Consider the following 16,561-nt stretch of genomic DNA (forward strand, 5'->3'; position numbering starts at 1 on the left):
CGTGTCTTCATGCTGGATCGTCCTTTCCATCGGGCGATCCACCTTATGCCCCTGTCTCAGAAACCGGCACCACCTCTGTACGCGTTCTGCGCGTCCGTGAACTGCTATGCCTTCATCGCTTCCGCATCTCTTCCAGCCAGGAATGGCGCGGAAAACACTAACTCAATTCGCGGGCATTTGTGGGAGGCAGACCAGATAAAAAGAAGCTCCAATAAGCTTATTCGGCCGCCTTAAGCATGGGCTGCTGGAAGACCTCAAGGTGGCAAAGCCCTTCGAGCACCTTGTATTCGCGGATGCTGTCTAGCAGCCCATCATGCTGCAGAAACTGCATCTGCTTGGCTATGTAGCCACGGAAGGCGGGATCGGCGTCCGTGCAGATGCTGTTCCGCCCCTCCTGTATCGCGACGCGCGCCGTGACCCCGCTGCCTGCGAAGAAGTCCAGTACCGTCGACCCTGGGTAGGAGAGGGCGCGAACAAGGCGCTCGATCACCTGTGCGGGTTTCTGGGTCGGGTGGCCGACCCGTTCTAGCGAGTTGCCGTTCAAGCGAACCATCCTCCATACGTTCGTCGGGTTGCGACCCTTCGCCACGGATTCTGGATTGAGGCGCTTGTCCTTCATGTAGGCAGCCTTCGTCTCTTCATCGTAGGGCTCCCGGACCGAGTCAAGGTCGAAGTAGTATTTCTTCGTCTTCGCGAACCATGCGATCTCCTCATGCCTGTTGGCGAAGAAGCGTTGGGCGCTCATCCCATTCGGGTAGTTCCAGATGATGAGGTTGACGAGCAGCATCTTAGAGTGCTGCCGCATGTGCGAAATGATGGACAGCAGGTCGCCTGACCCTGCCTCGCCCTGATACTGCAGCCCACCGAAGATCGCAATGCTTCCGGTTGGCGCGAGGACGCGCTCCGCTTCCGCGAGCCACTTCGAGGCCCAGCGGATGTAATCCTGGTGGGAATCCCAGTCAGCCAGCAGGATGTTGTAGGGCGGGTCGCAGACTATCAGCTGGATGGACTCGTCGGGAATTCTTGCCAGCACGTCAAGGCAGTCGGCGACGTCGAACACGTGGTGGGTCTTGCCTGACACATCGGTCCTCAGCAGCGACTCCGAGGAGTGCTTCTGTCCCAACTTCCGGAGGGCGTTCATTGCCCGGTGGCCTGCGTTTCTATGAGATCTGTTAGCCATGTAATCTCTTCCAATTGCTAAAGCGGATCACACAATGGCCGGTTCGAATGCAGAAAGCCATAGCCCAAGCGCCTTTCTAACCGAAATCTAGGTCTTTGGAGATGATACTGATCGATGTCTTGGCCACGCCCAACATCACCTCGGCCATCTCCCCCGCCTTCCATGGCTCATGTTTACAGTAGAGAGAGGCGATTTGGCACATGTGCAGGATGTCGCCTGCAGTTATCACGATGTTCTCGCAATAGTTCTGGTTGATTTCCCGGGCCAGGCTGCTCGCCGTGACCCGGTCAATGCGGTTCAGCAGACCCGAGTTGTGGACGACCTTCACGATGCGCCCGTCCGGACGGACGACCTCGAATGACTCGGTCGCGAAGTTAGACCCCTGCAGGAAGACGACATATGGAAAGTGCCTCTCGTCGAGCATGAAGTTCCGGAGTTCCAGCACGTTCTTGTGCATCCGCTCGATGGCGTTCCCGGCCGCCATGAAGTCCTGGTCCTTGTTCTTACCCTGCATGATGCCAGCAACGATCTTTTCGATGTCGTTGCCCTGATGCTTCGATTCGCCGACGAGGACGATTCTCCACTTGCCGTGACGGTCCTTCACCTCGACTATACCGCCATCCGGCTTGATGCTGGCATTTTCGACGAAAAGGGTCTTGCCCAGTCGTTCGTCGAAGCTATTCAGCTTCTCGTTGATCTCCCGCTTCGTAATGGAGTCGCGCTTCCGGAACTCAAGGTTGGGGAACTCCTCGGCGAGCTTGGCCACAACGCCTGCGGTGACCTCACGTATCGACAGGTCGTGCTTCTGTGCGGCCTCGCCAAAGATGCTAAGCGGGCCACCGCCGAGTTCCTGCTGCATACTCAATCGAAGGGCCTGCCCTTTGCCCTTTAGTTCGACTTCCCCAGCCATTCCATTCCCCCACCGATTCGTCCGTCGGTAGGGTGGCAATTATTTGACGCCGGGAAAAGCCCTCGCGAGGTCTAGGCGGATCCGGTTTCCGAATTTTCCAATTAAGCCATCCGAGACGTGGAGTGGATTCAATCGAGATGGGTGTAGGGTCTGCAAGCAAGGGAGATGGCGGTATGGCGGCTGCGCTTCGGCCAACCGTTATTCTGGAGCTATAGTCACGCGCCCGCTTGCGCAGCCTGGCCAGGGTCAGAGGTGCTGGAGCGGACAATCGACTGCTCGTATTCCTCGACATCGGATAGGCGATAGACCACCCGGCCGCCGACCTTGAGGAACTTCGGCCCCTCACCGGTCAAACGCCACCGCTCAAGTGTGCGATGGCTGATCCTCCAGCGGACCGCCAGCTCAAGCTGGTTCAAATGCGTTTCCTTCATTTCCGTTTCCTTTCGTTCGTGCACGGCTGACTGCGACACGACGAAGGCGTGACCGGGAAACACTATCAAGGTAATAAATCCGGAGCACCAAAAACAGGGCGCGTTGCTTCCTGTGTTGGACAGAGAAGTTGTGCGGTCGCGAAGATTCACTTAAGAATACGGGGGCATTCTGGCCTTCTGTGAGGCATGCTTCGAGCGGGTTTGCCGAAGAGTCTACTCCCTCCGCCAAATTCCTACCGGTCCATTTTGATACCAATGCGCTGACTGCGAGGTCACCGCCTGCAGGGGCCATCAGCGCGGTGCAGCGTCGATGACGGTACAGCGATCCAGCAAGAATTAAGGCTCACAGCTTCAGCGCTGCCCCATTCGCTTCCGCATTTCTTCCCTATCCAGGCGCGTGACGGGAGTGTCTCCGCGAAAGAGCGTATGCCATCTGCGTCGGCGGCAGAGCCAGTTCCCGTCGTCCACACGCACGAAACTGTCCTCCACCCGGGAAATCGCGGCGGGGAGCGCCATGGGCTGCGGCGCCTCGCCATCGCGGGCGAAAAGCGTGCAGATCCATTCAGCCTCCGCGGTGTCTTGCGTCAGCGATTTCAGGTGGAAGTTTCCAACTAGATGAACGCACACGCGTGGGCCGCGCTGCTCCCTCCACGCATAGAATTCGCTGATCTGCTCGCGCCCTTCGTATCGCGCGTTCGCACTGACAAACACACCATCGGGCGTGTAATGCTCCGCCGCGTTGCGGCCCCAGTTGAAATCAACATCATGCCAGTAGGCGATGACCTTTTCCTCAAGGTGACGCCACAGGCGGCTATATGTTTCCGGCATATTTTGGTGGTCCTTTCTTAAGCGCCTTGGGCCCGCAGCCCGCAACCGTCAGTTGGCGAACCGATTCTTTTGTTCCCCCGGGGATTGTTTGAGTGCCTTTCGAAGAAAGTGTCGGGTACCCGCCCTGATCACCCAAACATTAGGAACTGTGCAGCCGGTTCACTGTACGCGAGTCGGCTGCGCATGCATGCTGGTGCGCAGGCGTTCCACATTCTCGCTTATGCCTTCCGCCGCGGCCTTAAGACTTGGAACGAAGCGTTCCAGAATGTCGCTTCGCTTCACCGCGGTGGCGTAATAGGTCATCCCGATTGTTGCGAGGACGCGGTTGCTTCCATTCTCATAGATCGGCACGGCAACGCTCGAAGACGCCTCGTCCTTGTAATGCTTGGTGCGCTCGGCAAACTGCTGGCGCCTCGTGATTTCGATCATGTGTTCTATGAGGTCGAGCGCGTACATCTGATCCGAATCAGGATGCTGGGTCGTTTGTAACAGCCTGAAAAGCAGGCGCCGTTCCTCTGGCGGGCAGAAGGCAAGATAGGCGCGCCCGAGCGCCTTGCTTACCAGTCCAAGGTGCTTGTAGGTCAGCGCGTGGTACGGCGCTATCGGACTTTCACCGCAAGTGGTGTAGCAAACCAGCATGGCGTTTCCATCCAGGACGGAGATTGCCACCGGCCAAGTATACATGCGGGTGAGCTCCTGCGCCCAAGCCCGTCCCGCCTCTACCACGAGGGGCGCTCCATGAAACCCGCAGGATAATGCGCTTACCTGAGAGGTAACCTGGTAGCCCTTTCCATCCGGAATGCGAGACACGAAACCCGCTGCTATGAGTGTTTCCAGCAGCCGCACAATTGTCGGCTTCGGCATACCCGTGGCCCGGTGAATATCATGTACCGTCGAGACGCATTGCTGGTTCAGTACGACCAGAACATCAAGCGATCGCATCACCGCGCTGACAGGTGCGTAAGACGCCATCATTTCCCTCCCGACTGACTGTCTGTCTGACAATATGTCATACGGAACCGGTTTCGTCACCTCCATGGACGAGGTGCATCATTTCCCCTTTGGCGGGCCCAGAAACAAACGATGGAAATGGCTTAACGCACCTAGATCAGACGCGAGAACCCGACGCATTCGGGAAGGCTCAACGGAATCCCGAAACAGGGCATCTGCTCGCAACAAGCGACAGGAATGCAGCGCCTTAAGCGATCTTTTCCCAGGTCAGCTCGCGATAATTCACCACACCGTTGATCTCCGCAGGAGGGGCGGTCAGAGTAACGCGATTGCCATCATGGAAGCGAGCGGGCCGCACCTGTCTGGTACCGATGCGCGACGGATTTGTGGGTGTGGAGCAGTCCACGTCCACATAAAGGGTCTTGCCATCGAAATGGTATGCGCCGGCATACGAAGTATATTCCCGCTCCCCCTCCTCCGGCGGGATTTCCGGACGCCCGTCGCACAGCACGACCATGCACCGGCCTTCCTCCGTGAACATGTAGATGCCCATCTTCTTGGGGCCATAGGATGAGCGCAGAAGATTGCCGTTCGCGTCCCTGTTGACTATGTCGACAAGGCGCCAGACGCCGACCAGATCATTCATACTTCTCTCCCAAGAGGTCGCTGTTGAGCCCGTCCCCGCGACGTCACCCCCGCGGGGGTATCGCCCATCGGCACTCGCTGCTCGACCCATAGCCACACCGTGAAAAAATCGCTTAAGGCATTGTGGCGCATTTCATAATGTGAAACGCACGAAGCGTGAGAAACTGCTCACCTGCGTCTGCCGACGCATATGCTGATTCTTGGTGCCGAAATGATAGAGGCGTTGGGCTCATTTTCGATCGGTTCTTGAGAACGGGCAGCTTCAGGCGATCCCAAGCAAAGCAGTATTGCATTTCAGATAATGAAAACCTGGAACGAAGTATTCGACGCAAGCAGATCACCTTCCCTAAGCGGGTCTGTCGACCGCAGTAAATGCTGCACAGGCTCGACATCGATGATCAACCGGAGAAGCAGCCCGTATGAACCTGGCGAACGCCCCGCTCGTTGATTCCCATTTCCATATCTATGAGCGGAGCATGCCGCTCACCGCTACTGCCTGGCACGAGCCGAAGGAAGATGCGTCCATCGAACGATGCCTGAAGACGCTGGACGAGCACGGCGTCAGCTTCGGCGTCATCTCCGCGGCCAGCCTCTACGGCACCTATAACGATTATGTCCGGCGCGCACTCCGCGCACACAAAAGGCTTCGCGGAACCGCGATGGTGGATCTCAACTGGGATCTGGACCAGCTCGAAAGACTTCGCGACGATGGCTTTGTCGGGATTCGGCTCCTGTGGCGCCCTCTCGACCAAACTCCCGATCTCGACGACGAAGCGTATCGGCGCCTGCTGCGCCGATGCGCTGACCTCGGCTGGCACATCCATCTGACCGACAGGGCGGAGCGGATCGAAAGGACGATCACCAAGATCGAAGCGGCGGGCGCCGCAGTGGTGATCGATCATCTGGGACTGATCGACACTGCGCAGGGCGTGAACGATCCCGGCTTCCAGGCCATTTTGAGGGCGATCGATCGCGGCCGCACTTGGGTGAAGCTTTCCGCAGGCTTTCGTTTCAAGACGCCCGGACTTGCCGATCTTTGCGCGCGCGCTCTTGTATCGGCCGGCGGCTGGGAGCGCCTGGTGTGGGCGAGTGACTGGCCGTTCGCGGGCTTCGAGGACAAGGTCACCTACGCGGACACCATCGACGCGCTTTTCCGCTGGGTACCGGATCCCGCCATGCGCTTCTGCATAACCGCGCGCACACCGATGCGGCTTTACTTCTTCTCCTGAATGAAAAGGGCGGCGCAGCGCACCGCCCGCACCGCCCTTTTTACGAGACCTTCGCCGGGAACTACTCCAGCTTGATGCCCGCCTTCTCGATGACGGGTCCCCAGGTCGCCAGTTCCTTCTCGATCGTCTCGGCGAGTCCCTCGGGCGTGGTCGGCTCTGGCGTAATGGAGAGCTTCGCCAGGGCCTCGGCAGTTTCCGGCAGGTTCAAATATTCGGTCACCGTCTGGTTGATGACCCTCACCGCCTCGGGGTCCATGCCCTTAGGGCCGAGAAGCGAGTACCAGATATAGGATTCGAAATCGATGCCGCTCTCCTTCAGCGTCGGCACGTCCTCGGGCATCAGCGGGTTGCGCTCGGCGCCGAGCTGCGCGAGGTAGCGGGCCTTGCCCTCCTGAACATAGGAAAGGTAGGACGGCATGCTGTCGCTCGATGCCTGGACATGGCCGGCAAGCAGGTCCGGAATGAGCGTGCCCGAACCCGTATAGGGAATGATCTTCAAATCGAGATCGAGCTCGTCCACCAGCCACTCCATGGCCACGTGCCCCAGCCCGCCGACGCCCGGATGCGCGACGGAAACTTCGCCAGGGTGCTCCTTGACGTAAGCGATGAACTCCTTGATGTCCTTGTAGGGCTGCTGCGCACCGGCGGCGATGACCATGGACGAGGTGCCGAGCTTCATGATCGGCGTCAACTCCTGAGGGTCGTAGGCCAGGTTGGGATAAAGCAGCTTGGCGTTCGCGGCATTGCCGTTCGTGGCAAACAGGATCGTGTAACCGTCAGGTTTCGCATTCGCCACGGCGGTGGCGCCGATCGTCCCCGATGCGCCCGGCCGGTTCTCCACGATGACCGGAACGCCGAGTTTCTTTTCCATATAATCGGCGATCATGCGCGTGAACACGTCGGCACCGCCGGGTGGAAAGCCGATCACGATGGTGATCTGGCGTTCCGGAAAGGCGGCGGACGCGTTGGCTGCCATCGACATGGCGCCCAGGCAAGCGACTGCGACGGTGGCCAGGAACTTTCTGACAGAGCTCATTGATTCCTCCCTGAGTTTCACAACAAACCGATCATGCTGGGGTACGCTCGCGTCTTTCTAATTCTCTCTGTGTGCATTCCACTGCTTGAAATCCTCGCCATCAGGAAAGATTCAGCATCCTGGAGCCGTTGGTGGAGATCATCGTGCGGATATCGGCCGCCTCCACTCCCAGATCGAGGAGATGGCCGACAAAGGTGCGATATCCCTCCACAGGCGGCAAGGCTCCCTGAAGTCCCAGATCTGAGCCAAATAAAGTGTTCTCCACACCGGCCACCTCGATGAGATGCAGTGCAAACTCCGGCTCGAACTTCTTGCCGCGTCCTTCGATGAACTGGGTGATGGAGTGCTCCATCTTCACCCCGATCGACACCATCTGCCGGATGTCTTCGTCCGTGCAGCCGACGACGTAAGTGGGATGGTTGACAAGCATCTTACGGACGCCGCGCCGCTTCGCCTCCTCGAAGAGCAGATGCAATTCGGCGGCGCCCAAATGGCCACTGGCCAAGATGATGTCGGCCGCCGCGATGATATCGAGTACTTTAAGCGTATCGTCGGTAAGCCGCCCGTTGGCATCCAGGACCGAGAGCGGTATCGCCTCCAGGGCTCCGGCAACTTTCGGAAACCCCTTCGCTTCCGTCGCCGTCTTGGCAATATGGTTTGCCGCGGAAAACGTCGGCATCCAGACGATCTTTGCGCCCAATTTGGCGGCATGATCGACCGCGTGAGGGTTGATGCCCCCGGAGGCATTGTTGAGCACAATGCCCGAATACATCCGCACCTTCAGGTCCGGGCACAGCTTATGCAGGATCATGCAGTGAGGTGTGCCCAGATAGTAATGATCCTTGGTCACAACTGCCTTAAATCCTGCCGCGTCGGCCGCAACCATCTGATCGTGATGGTCCAGAATACGAGGCATGACCGCCGGACCGCTATGGCAGTGCAGATCGACGGCTCCGACCAGCAGCTCGGCAATCTGCTGGTCGCGCACGTTCGTCGCTGAGCTTGAGCTCATAAGATATCTCCCATTCAATCAGGCCTGGGGCTCGGGATATTCGTCAGCATTGAGCACCCAACCCGGCTGGCGCGAGAAATCAGCTCTCGGAGGGCAGAATATGTCGATCAGCAGGTTGGTGCCGGTCCCCACGGCTTCAGACGTATGCAGCACTCCAGCCGGGATGATGGTGACCGAAGGCGCCCCGCAGGTCTCATGATCGTCCGAGCGCCATTCGTTAGCGTTCTTCGTCCAGGGCCAGCGCAGATGATGCACGTAGGTTCCTTCGAGACAAAGCGAGCATTGCTGAAAGTCGGCATGGGAATGCGGAGAAAGCTGGCTGCGATCGCGCGGCCCGTTGCGTGGGTAGATGTAATTGACCATGAAGTCGGACGAGCGGATCAACCGGCCGAACCTGCCTTCCTCCTGCGGCACGTCCATGGAATACCAGCGCACCTTGTGGCCTCCTACGGGATCGGGCCATGACACGAGAGGAGGAACATTCGGGTCGGCAGTGCCAATCTTGCAGCGAGCAACGATGTCGGAGACGCGGCGCGTGAACAGCCGTACCATGCGACCGCCCCTGTAAACCGTGATCCGGCTCGGCCCTGGTGGAACGATGACGACACTGTGACCGGCGCCTTCAGTCGTCGTTCCGTTCCATTCGATGGAAAGCCGTGTATCCGGATCGGGAAGGATGATGACGAATTCGTCCGGCTGCTCCGTTCGATCGAAAACGGCGCCGGCATCCATCTCGCTATACGCAACCACGAAGTTCGCCGCGCCGGCATACCAGGTACGCACGCTGTCCGAACGCTCGTCCGGGTCAGTCTCGTAGAACCGGGCATATGTGGCTGGCGCCGGAGCGCTCAAGACTTTCTTTCCGTCGTTCTCCGAGGGTACTTTCAGCCTGGAGCGTGGATCGGAATCGGGATACATTACCATGTCCTTCTGATATTCGGATTATTTCGGTCCGTGCGCCGTCAGCGCCTCCTGAGCTGCCCTGCGCAGAAATGCGAGATCGGAGCCGATCAAAAAGCTGGCAGCGCCGAGTTCGGCCATGGCGGCCTGGTCCGCAGGACTTTCGGCCAACATTATTAGCGTCTTGCCCACGGCCCGAGTGGCCCGTGCAACCGTCTCGACGGCGGCGCGCACGGCTGGCGCGGCGGTCGAAATCTCCCCCATAGCAACCGATAAATCGCCACGCCCGACGAAGACCGCATCGATACCTGGTACGGCAACAATGGCATCGATATTGTCGACACCGGCTGGCTCCTCGATCATTGCAATGCAGAGAATTTCCTCGTCCTGCCGAGCCAGATGCTCAGCGACACCAACCGCCCCGTAACCGCCAGCGCGGCCCGTCCGTGAAAAACCGCGCCGCCCGCCTCGATACCGACAGGCCATGGCTACCTCATGCGCCTTCTCAGGCGAGTCGACATGCGGGACCATGATGCCGGCCGCGCCGCAATCAAGCAGAGACAGGATATTGCCGTCCGACGCATCGCCAATGCGCACGATAGGCGCCACCCCATTGGCGCGCGCAGCCAGGATAACGACATCGATCGCACTCAGATCGAACGGTGCGTGTTCCTGATCGATGACAATGAAGTCAAACCCAATGCTGGACAGAACTTCCGTCGTATGGACCGTCGGAACCTTCACAAAGGTGCCGATGTGCCGTTCGCCTGCCCTGAGCCGGCTGGAAAAGCTGTTTGATCGTTCGGGCCCCATCCGTGCCGTCTCCGTGTATTCCAGTGGCTCGGGAGGCTAATGGGACAGGCTGTCTTAAAGGGACTTCTCTTTTGCTGCGTTTCACATCCTGAAACGCCACCAGTACGGGTTCGACATCGCTGTACAGCTTTCCTGTACTGCGCTGACCATAACTGTGAGAAGCTCACCACCGCATGGGAAATCGGCAGTGGGATTCACCGTGAAGGAGGGTATAACTTGACAGTTAGCCGCAAGGAAATCTCGGCAGGCGCGATGTTCATCGCATTTGGCCTCGCCTACGGATATCAATCGGCGTTCGGCCTGCAGGTGGGCACGGTAAGGAATATGGGACCAGGCCTGTTCCCACTTGCCCTGTCGATCATTCTCTTTGGGATCGGACTGGCGGTCGCGTTCAACGGATTGCAGGGAGATCGGCTCGCATCCAAGAGCGCAGGCATCCCCTGGCGGCCAATCTGTTTCATATCGGCAGCAACGGTCTGTTTCGCGCTGTTCGCCACGACGCTGGGCATGCTGCCGGTGACGTTTCTCATCACATTCATAGCCTCCTTCGCCCGCAAGCAGACGCGCGTCCTGCCGGCCTTGTTCATGTCGGCATGCATCGCGGTATTCTGCAGTCTGCTCTTCACCTATGGGTTGGGCCTGCCACTGCCGGTATTCGGCTCCCTGTTCAGGAGCTAGCACTATGGAATTTCTTTCCAACCTCGCCATCGGCTTCAGCGTCGTTGCACAGCCGACAAACCTTCTCTACTGCTTCATCGGAGTGTTCCTCGGAACTGCCATTGGCGTTCTTCCGGGAGTTGGGCCGCTTGCCACGATAGCAATGCTCCTTCCCATGACATTCGGGCTCTCGCCCGAGGGAGCGATCATCATGCTGGCCGGCATCTATTACGGTTCCCAATATGGCGGATCGACCACGGCCATTCTGATGAAGCTGCCCGGCGAGGCATCCTCGGTCGTCACCACGATAGACGGCTATCAGATGGCGCAGAAAGGCCGCGCGGGACCCGCACTTGCTGCCGCCGCTATCGGTTCCTTCGTTGCAGGGACGGTCGCGACGGTGTTGGTAGCCGTGGTGGCTACGCCGCTCACTCTGCTGGCTTTCCAATTCAGCCCTGCGGAGTATTTCTCCCTGATGGTCCTCGGCCTCGTCTTCTCGATCGCACTGGCTTCAGGCTCATTGCTGAAGGCGCTCGGAATGATCTGCCTTGGCCTGCTTCTCGGCCTGACAGGAACGGATATCTACACCGGAGCAACCCGCTTCACCTACGGCTTGCGAGAGCTCTTCGACGGCCTCGAATTCACGGCCGTTGCGGTCGGCATGTTCGGCATCAGCGAGATCATCCGGAACCTTGCCGGAAAAGACGAGCTCCGTGGGCCCGTGGCACGCATAGGCAGCCTTTGGCCGACGCGTGAGGACCGTCGCCGCATGATTGCACCAATCCTGCGCGGAACGGCGCTGGGTTCCTTGCTTGGCGTTCTCCCCGGGGGCGGCGCTTTGCTTGCCTCCTTCGTTTCCTACACGGTCGAGAAAAAGGTCTCCCCTCACGGGCATGAGATGGGCAATGGAGCCATCGAAGGCGTAGCCGCGCCGGAAGCAGCCAACAATGCCGGCGCGCAAACCTCCTTCATTCCCATGCTTTCGCTTGGAATTCCTTCGAATGTCGTCACCGCGCTCATCATCGGTGCGCTCATCATCCAGGGCATCGTGCCCGGGCCGGGAGTGATCTCGAAAAACCCGGAGCTGTTTTGGGGACTGATCGTGTCGATGTGGGTTGGCAATATGATGCTTCTTGCCCTCAACCTGCCCCTGATCGGAATGTGGGTGAAGCTGTTGCAAATACCCTACACCATATTGTTCCCGTTGATCATCGCCTTCTGCTGCATCGGCGTGTTCTCGATCGGCAACTCGTCCTTCCCGATCTACCAGCTGACGATCTTCGGCCTGCTCGGCTACGTGTTCGCGAGGCTTGATTGCGACCTGGCGCCGTTCATACTCGGTTTCATCCTCGGCCCGATGATCGAGGAGAATTTCAGGAGAGCTCTGCTGATATCCGGCGGCGATCTCAGCGTATTCGTCACACGACCGATCAGTGCAGGCCTCCTTGCCACTGCTGTCATAGCGCTCGTGGTGGTCTCCCTGCCTTTCATCAAGCGCAAGCGGGAAGACATTTTCGTAGAGGAGAGCTGACGCGACGTTCCCCAACCCGGCAGGACGGCGCGGAAACCGCACCGTCCTGCGCGAACTGCATCGAATCTTGTGGGGACCTCGAATTACCGTCGAGCTCAGACTTGAAAGACGGTACTCACCCCACCACGCCGCTGCGATGCGGTGAATGTGCTGAATTTGATAGGCGATGCCAGCCTTCTGCCCGGTCCCGCATCATGCAAGACATCGCTCTTCTCCCGTGGCAGATGCCTTGGTTCGAAACTTCTTCCTGCGTCCTTAGGGCGGCGGCAGACCGGTCACGAGGGCTGTTCGGACACAACGGCTCTGCGTGCCCTGTAGACGTTCCAGAGGCTCCACAGGAGCAGTGCAGCGGCCAGCAGCACAAACGCCGCGCTGACGGGGCGTGTCACGAAAATATCGAGGCTGCCACGTGACAGCAGCATGGCACGGCGGAACTGCTGCTCCATCATCGGCCCCAGGACAAATCCAAGGAGCAGTGGCGCTGCGGGGAAGCCCATCAGGCGCGCCCCGTAGCCGACGAGGCCGAAAAGCAGCGTCAGGAAGACATCGAACGTGCTGCCGCTAACGCTATACACACCGATGCAGATGAAGACCACGATGGCAGGATAAAGCACATGGTAGGGGATCGTCAGCAGCCTCACCCAGATCCCGATCATCGGAATGTTCAGGAGGACAAGGAGGATGTTGCCGATCCAGAAGCTCATTACCACGCCCCAGAAAAGGTCGGGCCTCTCCGCCATCATGGCCGGGCCGGGCGTGATGCCATGAATGATGAGCAGCCCCAGGATCAAGGCCATCGTGGCGCTGCCCGGAATGCCGAGCACCATGGTCGGGATGAAGGACGCCTGGTCAGAAGCATTGTTTGCGGTTTCGGGAGCGACCACGCCCTCGATCGCGCCTTTGCCGAAGCGCTCCGGCTCGCGCGAAACCTTCTTCTCGAGGGCATAGGAAAGAAAGGACGACACCGAAGGTCCCACGCCCGGCATGATACCAAAGAACGATCCGATTCCCGAAGCGCGGATCATCGGCATCCATGATCGGCGGATGTCTTCCCGTGTCGGCATCATCGATCGCAGCGAGACCCGGCCTATGTCGGTCACGGCAGCTTGGCGGACGCTCCACATCACTTCCGCGATGCCGAAGAAGCCCATTGCCAGCGCGACAAGACTTATACCGTCGACAAGCTCAACAATGCCGAAGATAAAACGGGCCTGGCCTGTCTGCACATCAAGCCCGACAACGCCTAGCAGAATACCGACCATCACCATCGCGATGCCTTTGATGGCCGATCCGTCCGAGATCACACAGGCGGCGATCAGCCCGACGATCATGAAGGAGAAGTACTCGGCTGGACCGAAGCTGAGGGCAACCTTCACCAGCGGCTGCGAGAACAACATCATCAGGACGATGCCGACGCTGGCTCCAAAGAAGCTCCCCGCAGTGGTCATGAACAGCGCCACGCCAGCACGGCCCTGCCGCGCCATCGGATAGCCGTCCAGGCAAACAACCGCGCTCGAGGGCGTGCCAGGCAGGTTGAGCAGGATGGCCGCTGTGGATCCTCCGTAAGAGCTTCCGTACCAGATGCCAGCAAGCATGATGATAGCCGTCGTGGGTTCGAGGTAAAACGTGATTGGGAAAAGCATCGACATGGTTGCCAGAGTCCCGAGTCCCGGCAGCACTCCGACAACCATTCCCAGCGTCACGCCGATCGCGCAGTAAATGAGATTCTCAACCGTGAGGGCGGTCGAAAGGCCCAGCGCGAGGTTGAGCAAAAGATCATTCAGCATGGTTCACCGCGGCCAATTGAAGGCGGACAGGGGTATGTTGAGTCCGACCTGGAAGATGAGGAATCCAATCATCGACAGGCTGCCGGCCAGCAGAACAATCCCCGCCAGCGATAACCTCGCGTCCGAACGGCTCGAGATGGCGACGACCGCGACTATTGCGGGCACGAAGCCGAAAGGCCTGATCAGGGCAGCAAACGCGATGACCGACAGGGAGATGAACAGCATCGAACGGTGATCGACCTCAATGCGCGGTCCGCTGCTGCGCAGGCCCCCGATCAGGATCACCGTTCCTAGAAGGGCTATGACGACGCCCACCGCTGCTGGAAACATGCCCGGCCCCATCTGCCAGACGGTACCGAGCCTGAGGGAGGTCACGGCATGGATCGCGGCAGAACTTCCAAGGACCAGAAGGAACCCCCCGCCGATGATGTCCCGGTATTCACGCATACCGATACCCGCCATCCCGGTCGTCAGAAGCGCACGTCACGACCAAGCCCACCCGGCTGCGGAAGTTACGGGCAAAATTCATGTTGGTCATTGGTGTCTCCCTCTGAATCGGGCCTGTCGCGTTTTCGTGCGGGCCAACGGTTCATCCTGCAAACGGTGGCTGAATAAAGCCGCTCACCGGTGAGTGGACGGCGAACAACGCTCCCGCCAGCGGTTGTTCGGCAAGCTGATGTTCCGTCAATTTTCCGGATGCCGTTGTGATGAACAGGGTACGCATGTCCGATCCCCCAAAAGCGACGCTAGTCACCTTTTCGACGGGCAGTTCGACGGACAGGTCGACCCGGCCTGTCGGATCGATCCGCACGACTCTCCAACCGCCAAAGCACGCGATCCATAGGCATCCTTCCACATCGATCGCCGCTCCGTCCGGCATGCCGGGGATGCCGTAAAAGTCGTGGAACCGACGCTGCGCCCCGAGGCCGCCCTCTATCGGATCCAGTTCTTGCGCCCATATGGTTCTGCGGCGGGAATCCGCAAAGTATACGGTGGTGTAGGAAGGGTCGAAGCAGATGCCGTTCGGGATCAGGAGTCCCCCCCGGACATTCCTGATGGTGCCGGCGGGATCAAGCAGATGTATCCCACCGGTCGGACTCTCACCGGAGCGTTCCATTGTCCCAATCCAGAGGCGACCCAGGCAATCGACCGCCGCTTCGTTTACGCGATGCGTCGCCTGACTTTCCGGCGGCGGAATTTCGGCGATCAGAGCGCCGACCCGCTCGAACCCGTATCGATGGAGGCCGCTGTCCAGAGCAACGACCGCTCCCCCTCCTTTCCGGGGGGCCCATCCGCCAACCGTCTTGCCGGGAAGCTGCCGAACCTCGTGCCGGCCAGTGGACATCTCAAGCGACTGCAGGCTGGCCCGCGAGACATCCAGCCACCAGATGCGGTCGCCCTCGGGGTCCCATACCGGCACCTCCCCCAGGATGTCTTTGCAGTTCAGGATGCACTCTGCCTTCACGCTTCGCGCCACATGCGGCAGGATCGCCACGTCGATGCTCCTCCGGCTTGGCGAGCGTAAAGTCCGCCCGCCACGCTCCGGGAAATCAATTGCTCTTGCTCTGATTGCCGCCCTCGAAGATGGCCCTGATCTGCTTGTCCCGCTGTTCGATCAGTTCGAGAACGCCCTCGGGGCCGCGGTTCAGAGCCCGGTTGTTGAACTGGACCATTAGCTCGGCGTAGCTTTCGGAGTTCACCGCTTCATCAATGACCTCCTCCAGACAGGTCCTGACCTCCGGATCAAGTTCCCGAGGTGCGATGAGCACCGTGACACTTTGGATCGGCAGGGCCGTCGCGCCCTGCTCCTCAAGTGTCGGGATGTCAGGGGCATAGGGGAGACGGTGCTCGGTCACCGACGCGATCAGCTTCATGTTGCCGGAGCGTAGCTCTCCAAGATGGGCAACACCCTGGATTGTCGCGTCCACATGCCCGCCAAGCGTCAGCATCATCGACTCTGATGATCCTTCGACAGGCACCGGCACGAGATTGATGTCGTACTGCTCCGCCAGCTGCTGGACGACTAGGGTTTGGTTGAAACCGGCAACGGCGACCGTCGCCATGCCCTTCTCACGCGTATATTCGACGAGGCCGGCGATATCGTCGAACGGCATCGATGAAAGAGCGGCAAAACTGTTCCAGCTGTCCATGGCGGAACCGAGGAAGTGGAACTCGCTATAGTGGAAACCCAGGTCGTCGGCTGTAGGGTTGTAGACCATCGTGTCACTGCTGCCGAGGCCGATGCTGTAGCCGTCAGGTTCGGCATTCAGCAGCGAGCGCGCCATAACAGCACTGGCGGCCCCCGGCCTGTTTTCGACGACGACGGTCCAGCCGTGCTGCTCCTCGATGGCCTTCGCCAGCATCCTCGCGATGGCATCCGTACCGCCGCCCGCGGCATAGCCGACGTAGAAGTTGACGGGCTTGCTTGGAAATCCGTCCGGACACGTCGCGGCCCGCGCATCCTGCATGTCCAGTGTCAGAACCGTTGCGGCCGACCAGAGAAGCACCCCCCTGAACGTTCCTCCCCTCGACATCTCCACATTCCTCCCTGGTGAGATTTCCGGACTGCCGAGCGGCGGTAATATCGCTGCAAGGCTGGCGCACTTTGTTGTGCGACCACCCCTGGCTCCAGACATTTCCCGCTGGTTTTC

The 16,561-nt window shown here is 59.5% G+C and carries 17 protein-coding genes; 3 read left to right on the top strand and 14 right to left on the bottom strand.

The genetic code is table 11. The features are described 5' to 3' along the window. Positions 1-217: 217 nt before the first annotated feature. From NYR54_RS01850 to NYR54_RS01875, 6 genes are all read right to left on the bottom strand, one after another. Positions 218-1,180 carry a DNA-methyltransferase gene (locus NYR54_RS01850; RefSeq protein ID WP_261513715.1) on the bottom strand — a complete coding sequence of 321 codons (963 nt, stop codon included), beginning with the start codon at positions 1,178-1,180 and terminating at the stop codon, positions 218-220. 76 nt (positions 1,181-1,256) lie between these two features. Continuing rightward, positions 1,257-2,090: an EcoRI family type II restriction endonuclease gene (locus tag NYR54_RS01855; RefSeq protein ID WP_261513716.1), complete on the bottom strand. Its 834-nt coding sequence runs from the start codon at positions 2,088-2,090 to the stop codon at positions 1,257-1,259. A 215-nt stretch (positions 2,091-2,305) separates the two neighbouring features. Continuing rightward, entirely contained in the window at positions 2,306-2,521 is a 216-nt protein-coding gene (locus NYR54_RS01860) for a helix-turn-helix transcriptional regulator (protein ID WP_261513717.1), read from the bottom strand. Positions 2,522-2,872: 351 nt separating this feature from the next. After that, positions 2,873-3,349, bottom strand: coding sequence for a nuclear transport factor 2 family protein (locus NYR54_RS01865; protein WP_261513719.1), 477 nt, complete (start codon positions 3,347-3,349; stop codon positions 2,873-2,875). Positions 3,350-3,508: 159 nt separating this feature from the next. Further along, positions 3,509-4,321 carry a DNA-binding transcriptional regulator gene (locus tag NYR54_RS01870; protein WP_261513721.1) on the bottom strand — a complete coding sequence of 271 codons (813 nt, stop codon included), beginning with the start codon at positions 4,319-4,321 and terminating at the stop codon, positions 3,509-3,511. Positions 4,322-4,547: 226 nt separating this feature from the next. Further along, positions 4,548-4,946 carry a lipocalin-like domain-containing protein gene (locus NYR54_RS01875; RefSeq protein ID WP_261513723.1) on the bottom strand — a complete coding sequence of 133 codons (399 nt, stop codon included), beginning with the start codon at positions 4,944-4,946 and terminating at the stop codon, positions 4,548-4,550. Positions 4,947-5,364: 418 nt separating this feature from the next. Here NYR54_RS01875 and NYR54_RS01880 point away from each other — a divergent pair, with 418 nt between their 5' ends. Further along, entirely contained in the window at positions 5,365-6,174 is an 810-nt protein-coding gene (locus NYR54_RS01880; RefSeq protein WP_261513724.1) for an amidohydrolase family protein, read from the top strand. 61 nt (positions 6,175-6,235) lie between these two features. Here the strand turns inward: NYR54_RS01880 and NYR54_RS01885 are convergent, their stop codons facing one another. The 4 genes from NYR54_RS01885 to NYR54_RS01900 form a co-directional block, all read right to left on the bottom strand. Then, positions 6,236-7,210 (bottom strand): Bug family tripartite tricarboxylate transporter substrate binding protein, encoded by a 975-nt coding sequence (locus NYR54_RS01885; RefSeq protein WP_261513725.1) that lies wholly within the window; start codon positions 7,208-7,210, stop codon positions 6,236-6,238. 100 nt (positions 7,211-7,310) lie between these two features. Then, positions 7,311-8,222, bottom strand: coding sequence for a DUF6282 family protein (locus NYR54_RS01890; protein ID WP_261513726.1), 912 nt, complete (start codon positions 8,220-8,222; stop codon positions 7,311-7,313). An 18-nt stretch (positions 8,223-8,240) separates the two neighbouring features. Beyond that, on the bottom strand, positions 8,241-9,074 hold the full coding sequence (locus tag NYR54_RS01895; RefSeq protein WP_261513727.1) for a cupin domain-containing protein: 834 nt from the start codon (positions 9,072-9,074) through the stop codon (positions 8,241-8,243). 90 nt (positions 9,075-9,164) lie between these two features. Next, positions 9,165-9,935 (bottom strand): HpcH/HpaI aldolase family protein, encoded by a 771-nt coding sequence (locus NYR54_RS01900; protein WP_261513728.1) that lies wholly within the window; start codon positions 9,933-9,935, stop codon positions 9,165-9,167. 252 nt (positions 9,936-10,187) lie between these two features. Here NYR54_RS01900 and NYR54_RS01905 point away from each other — a divergent pair, with 252 nt between their 5' ends. Together NYR54_RS01905 and NYR54_RS01910 are read left to right on the top strand one after the other, a co-directional pair. Beyond that, positions 10,188-10,613 carry a tripartite tricarboxylate transporter TctB family protein gene (locus NYR54_RS01905; RefSeq protein ID WP_261513730.1) on the top strand — a complete coding sequence of 142 codons (426 nt, stop codon included), beginning with the start codon at positions 10,188-10,190 and terminating at the stop codon, positions 10,611-10,613. A 4-nt stretch (positions 10,614-10,617) separates the two neighbouring features. Beyond that, positions 10,618-12,123, top strand: coding sequence for a tripartite tricarboxylate transporter permease (locus tag NYR54_RS01910; protein WP_261513731.1), 1,506 nt, complete (start codon positions 10,618-10,620; stop codon positions 12,121-12,123). A 275-nt stretch (positions 12,124-12,398) separates the two neighbouring features. Here NYR54_RS01910 and NYR54_RS01915 read toward each other — a convergent pair whose 3' ends face one another. From NYR54_RS01915 to NYR54_RS01930, 4 genes are all read right to left on the bottom strand, one after another. Continuing rightward, positions 12,399-13,910 carry a tripartite tricarboxylate transporter permease gene (locus NYR54_RS01915; protein ID WP_261513732.1) on the bottom strand — a complete coding sequence of 504 codons (1,512 nt, stop codon included), beginning with the start codon at positions 13,908-13,910 and terminating at the stop codon, positions 12,399-12,401. A 3-nt stretch (positions 13,911-13,913) separates the two neighbouring features. Then, complete coding sequence (locus tag NYR54_RS01920) at positions 13,914-14,372, bottom strand: tripartite tricarboxylate transporter TctB family protein (protein ID WP_261513733.1); 459 nt, start codon at positions 14,370-14,372, stop codon at positions 13,914-13,916. A gap of 127 nt (positions 14,373-14,499) precedes the next feature. Next, on the bottom strand, positions 14,500-15,405 hold the full coding sequence (locus NYR54_RS01925) for an SMP-30/gluconolactonase/LRE family protein (protein ID WP_261513735.1): 906 nt from the start codon (positions 15,403-15,405) through the stop codon (positions 14,500-14,502). A gap of 55 nt (positions 15,406-15,460) precedes the next feature. After that, entirely contained in the window at positions 15,461-16,444 is a 984-nt protein-coding gene (locus NYR54_RS01930; RefSeq protein ID WP_261513736.1) for a tripartite tricarboxylate transporter substrate binding protein, read from the bottom strand. Between the last annotated feature and the right edge of the window lie 117 nt (positions 16,445-16,561).

The sequence above is a fragment of the Chelativorans petroleitrophicus genome (assembly GCF_025398195.1).
In the GTDB taxonomy this organism is placed as follows: domain Bacteria; phylum Pseudomonadota; class Alphaproteobacteria; order Rhizobiales; family Rhizobiaceae; genus Chelativorans; species Chelativorans petroleitrophicus.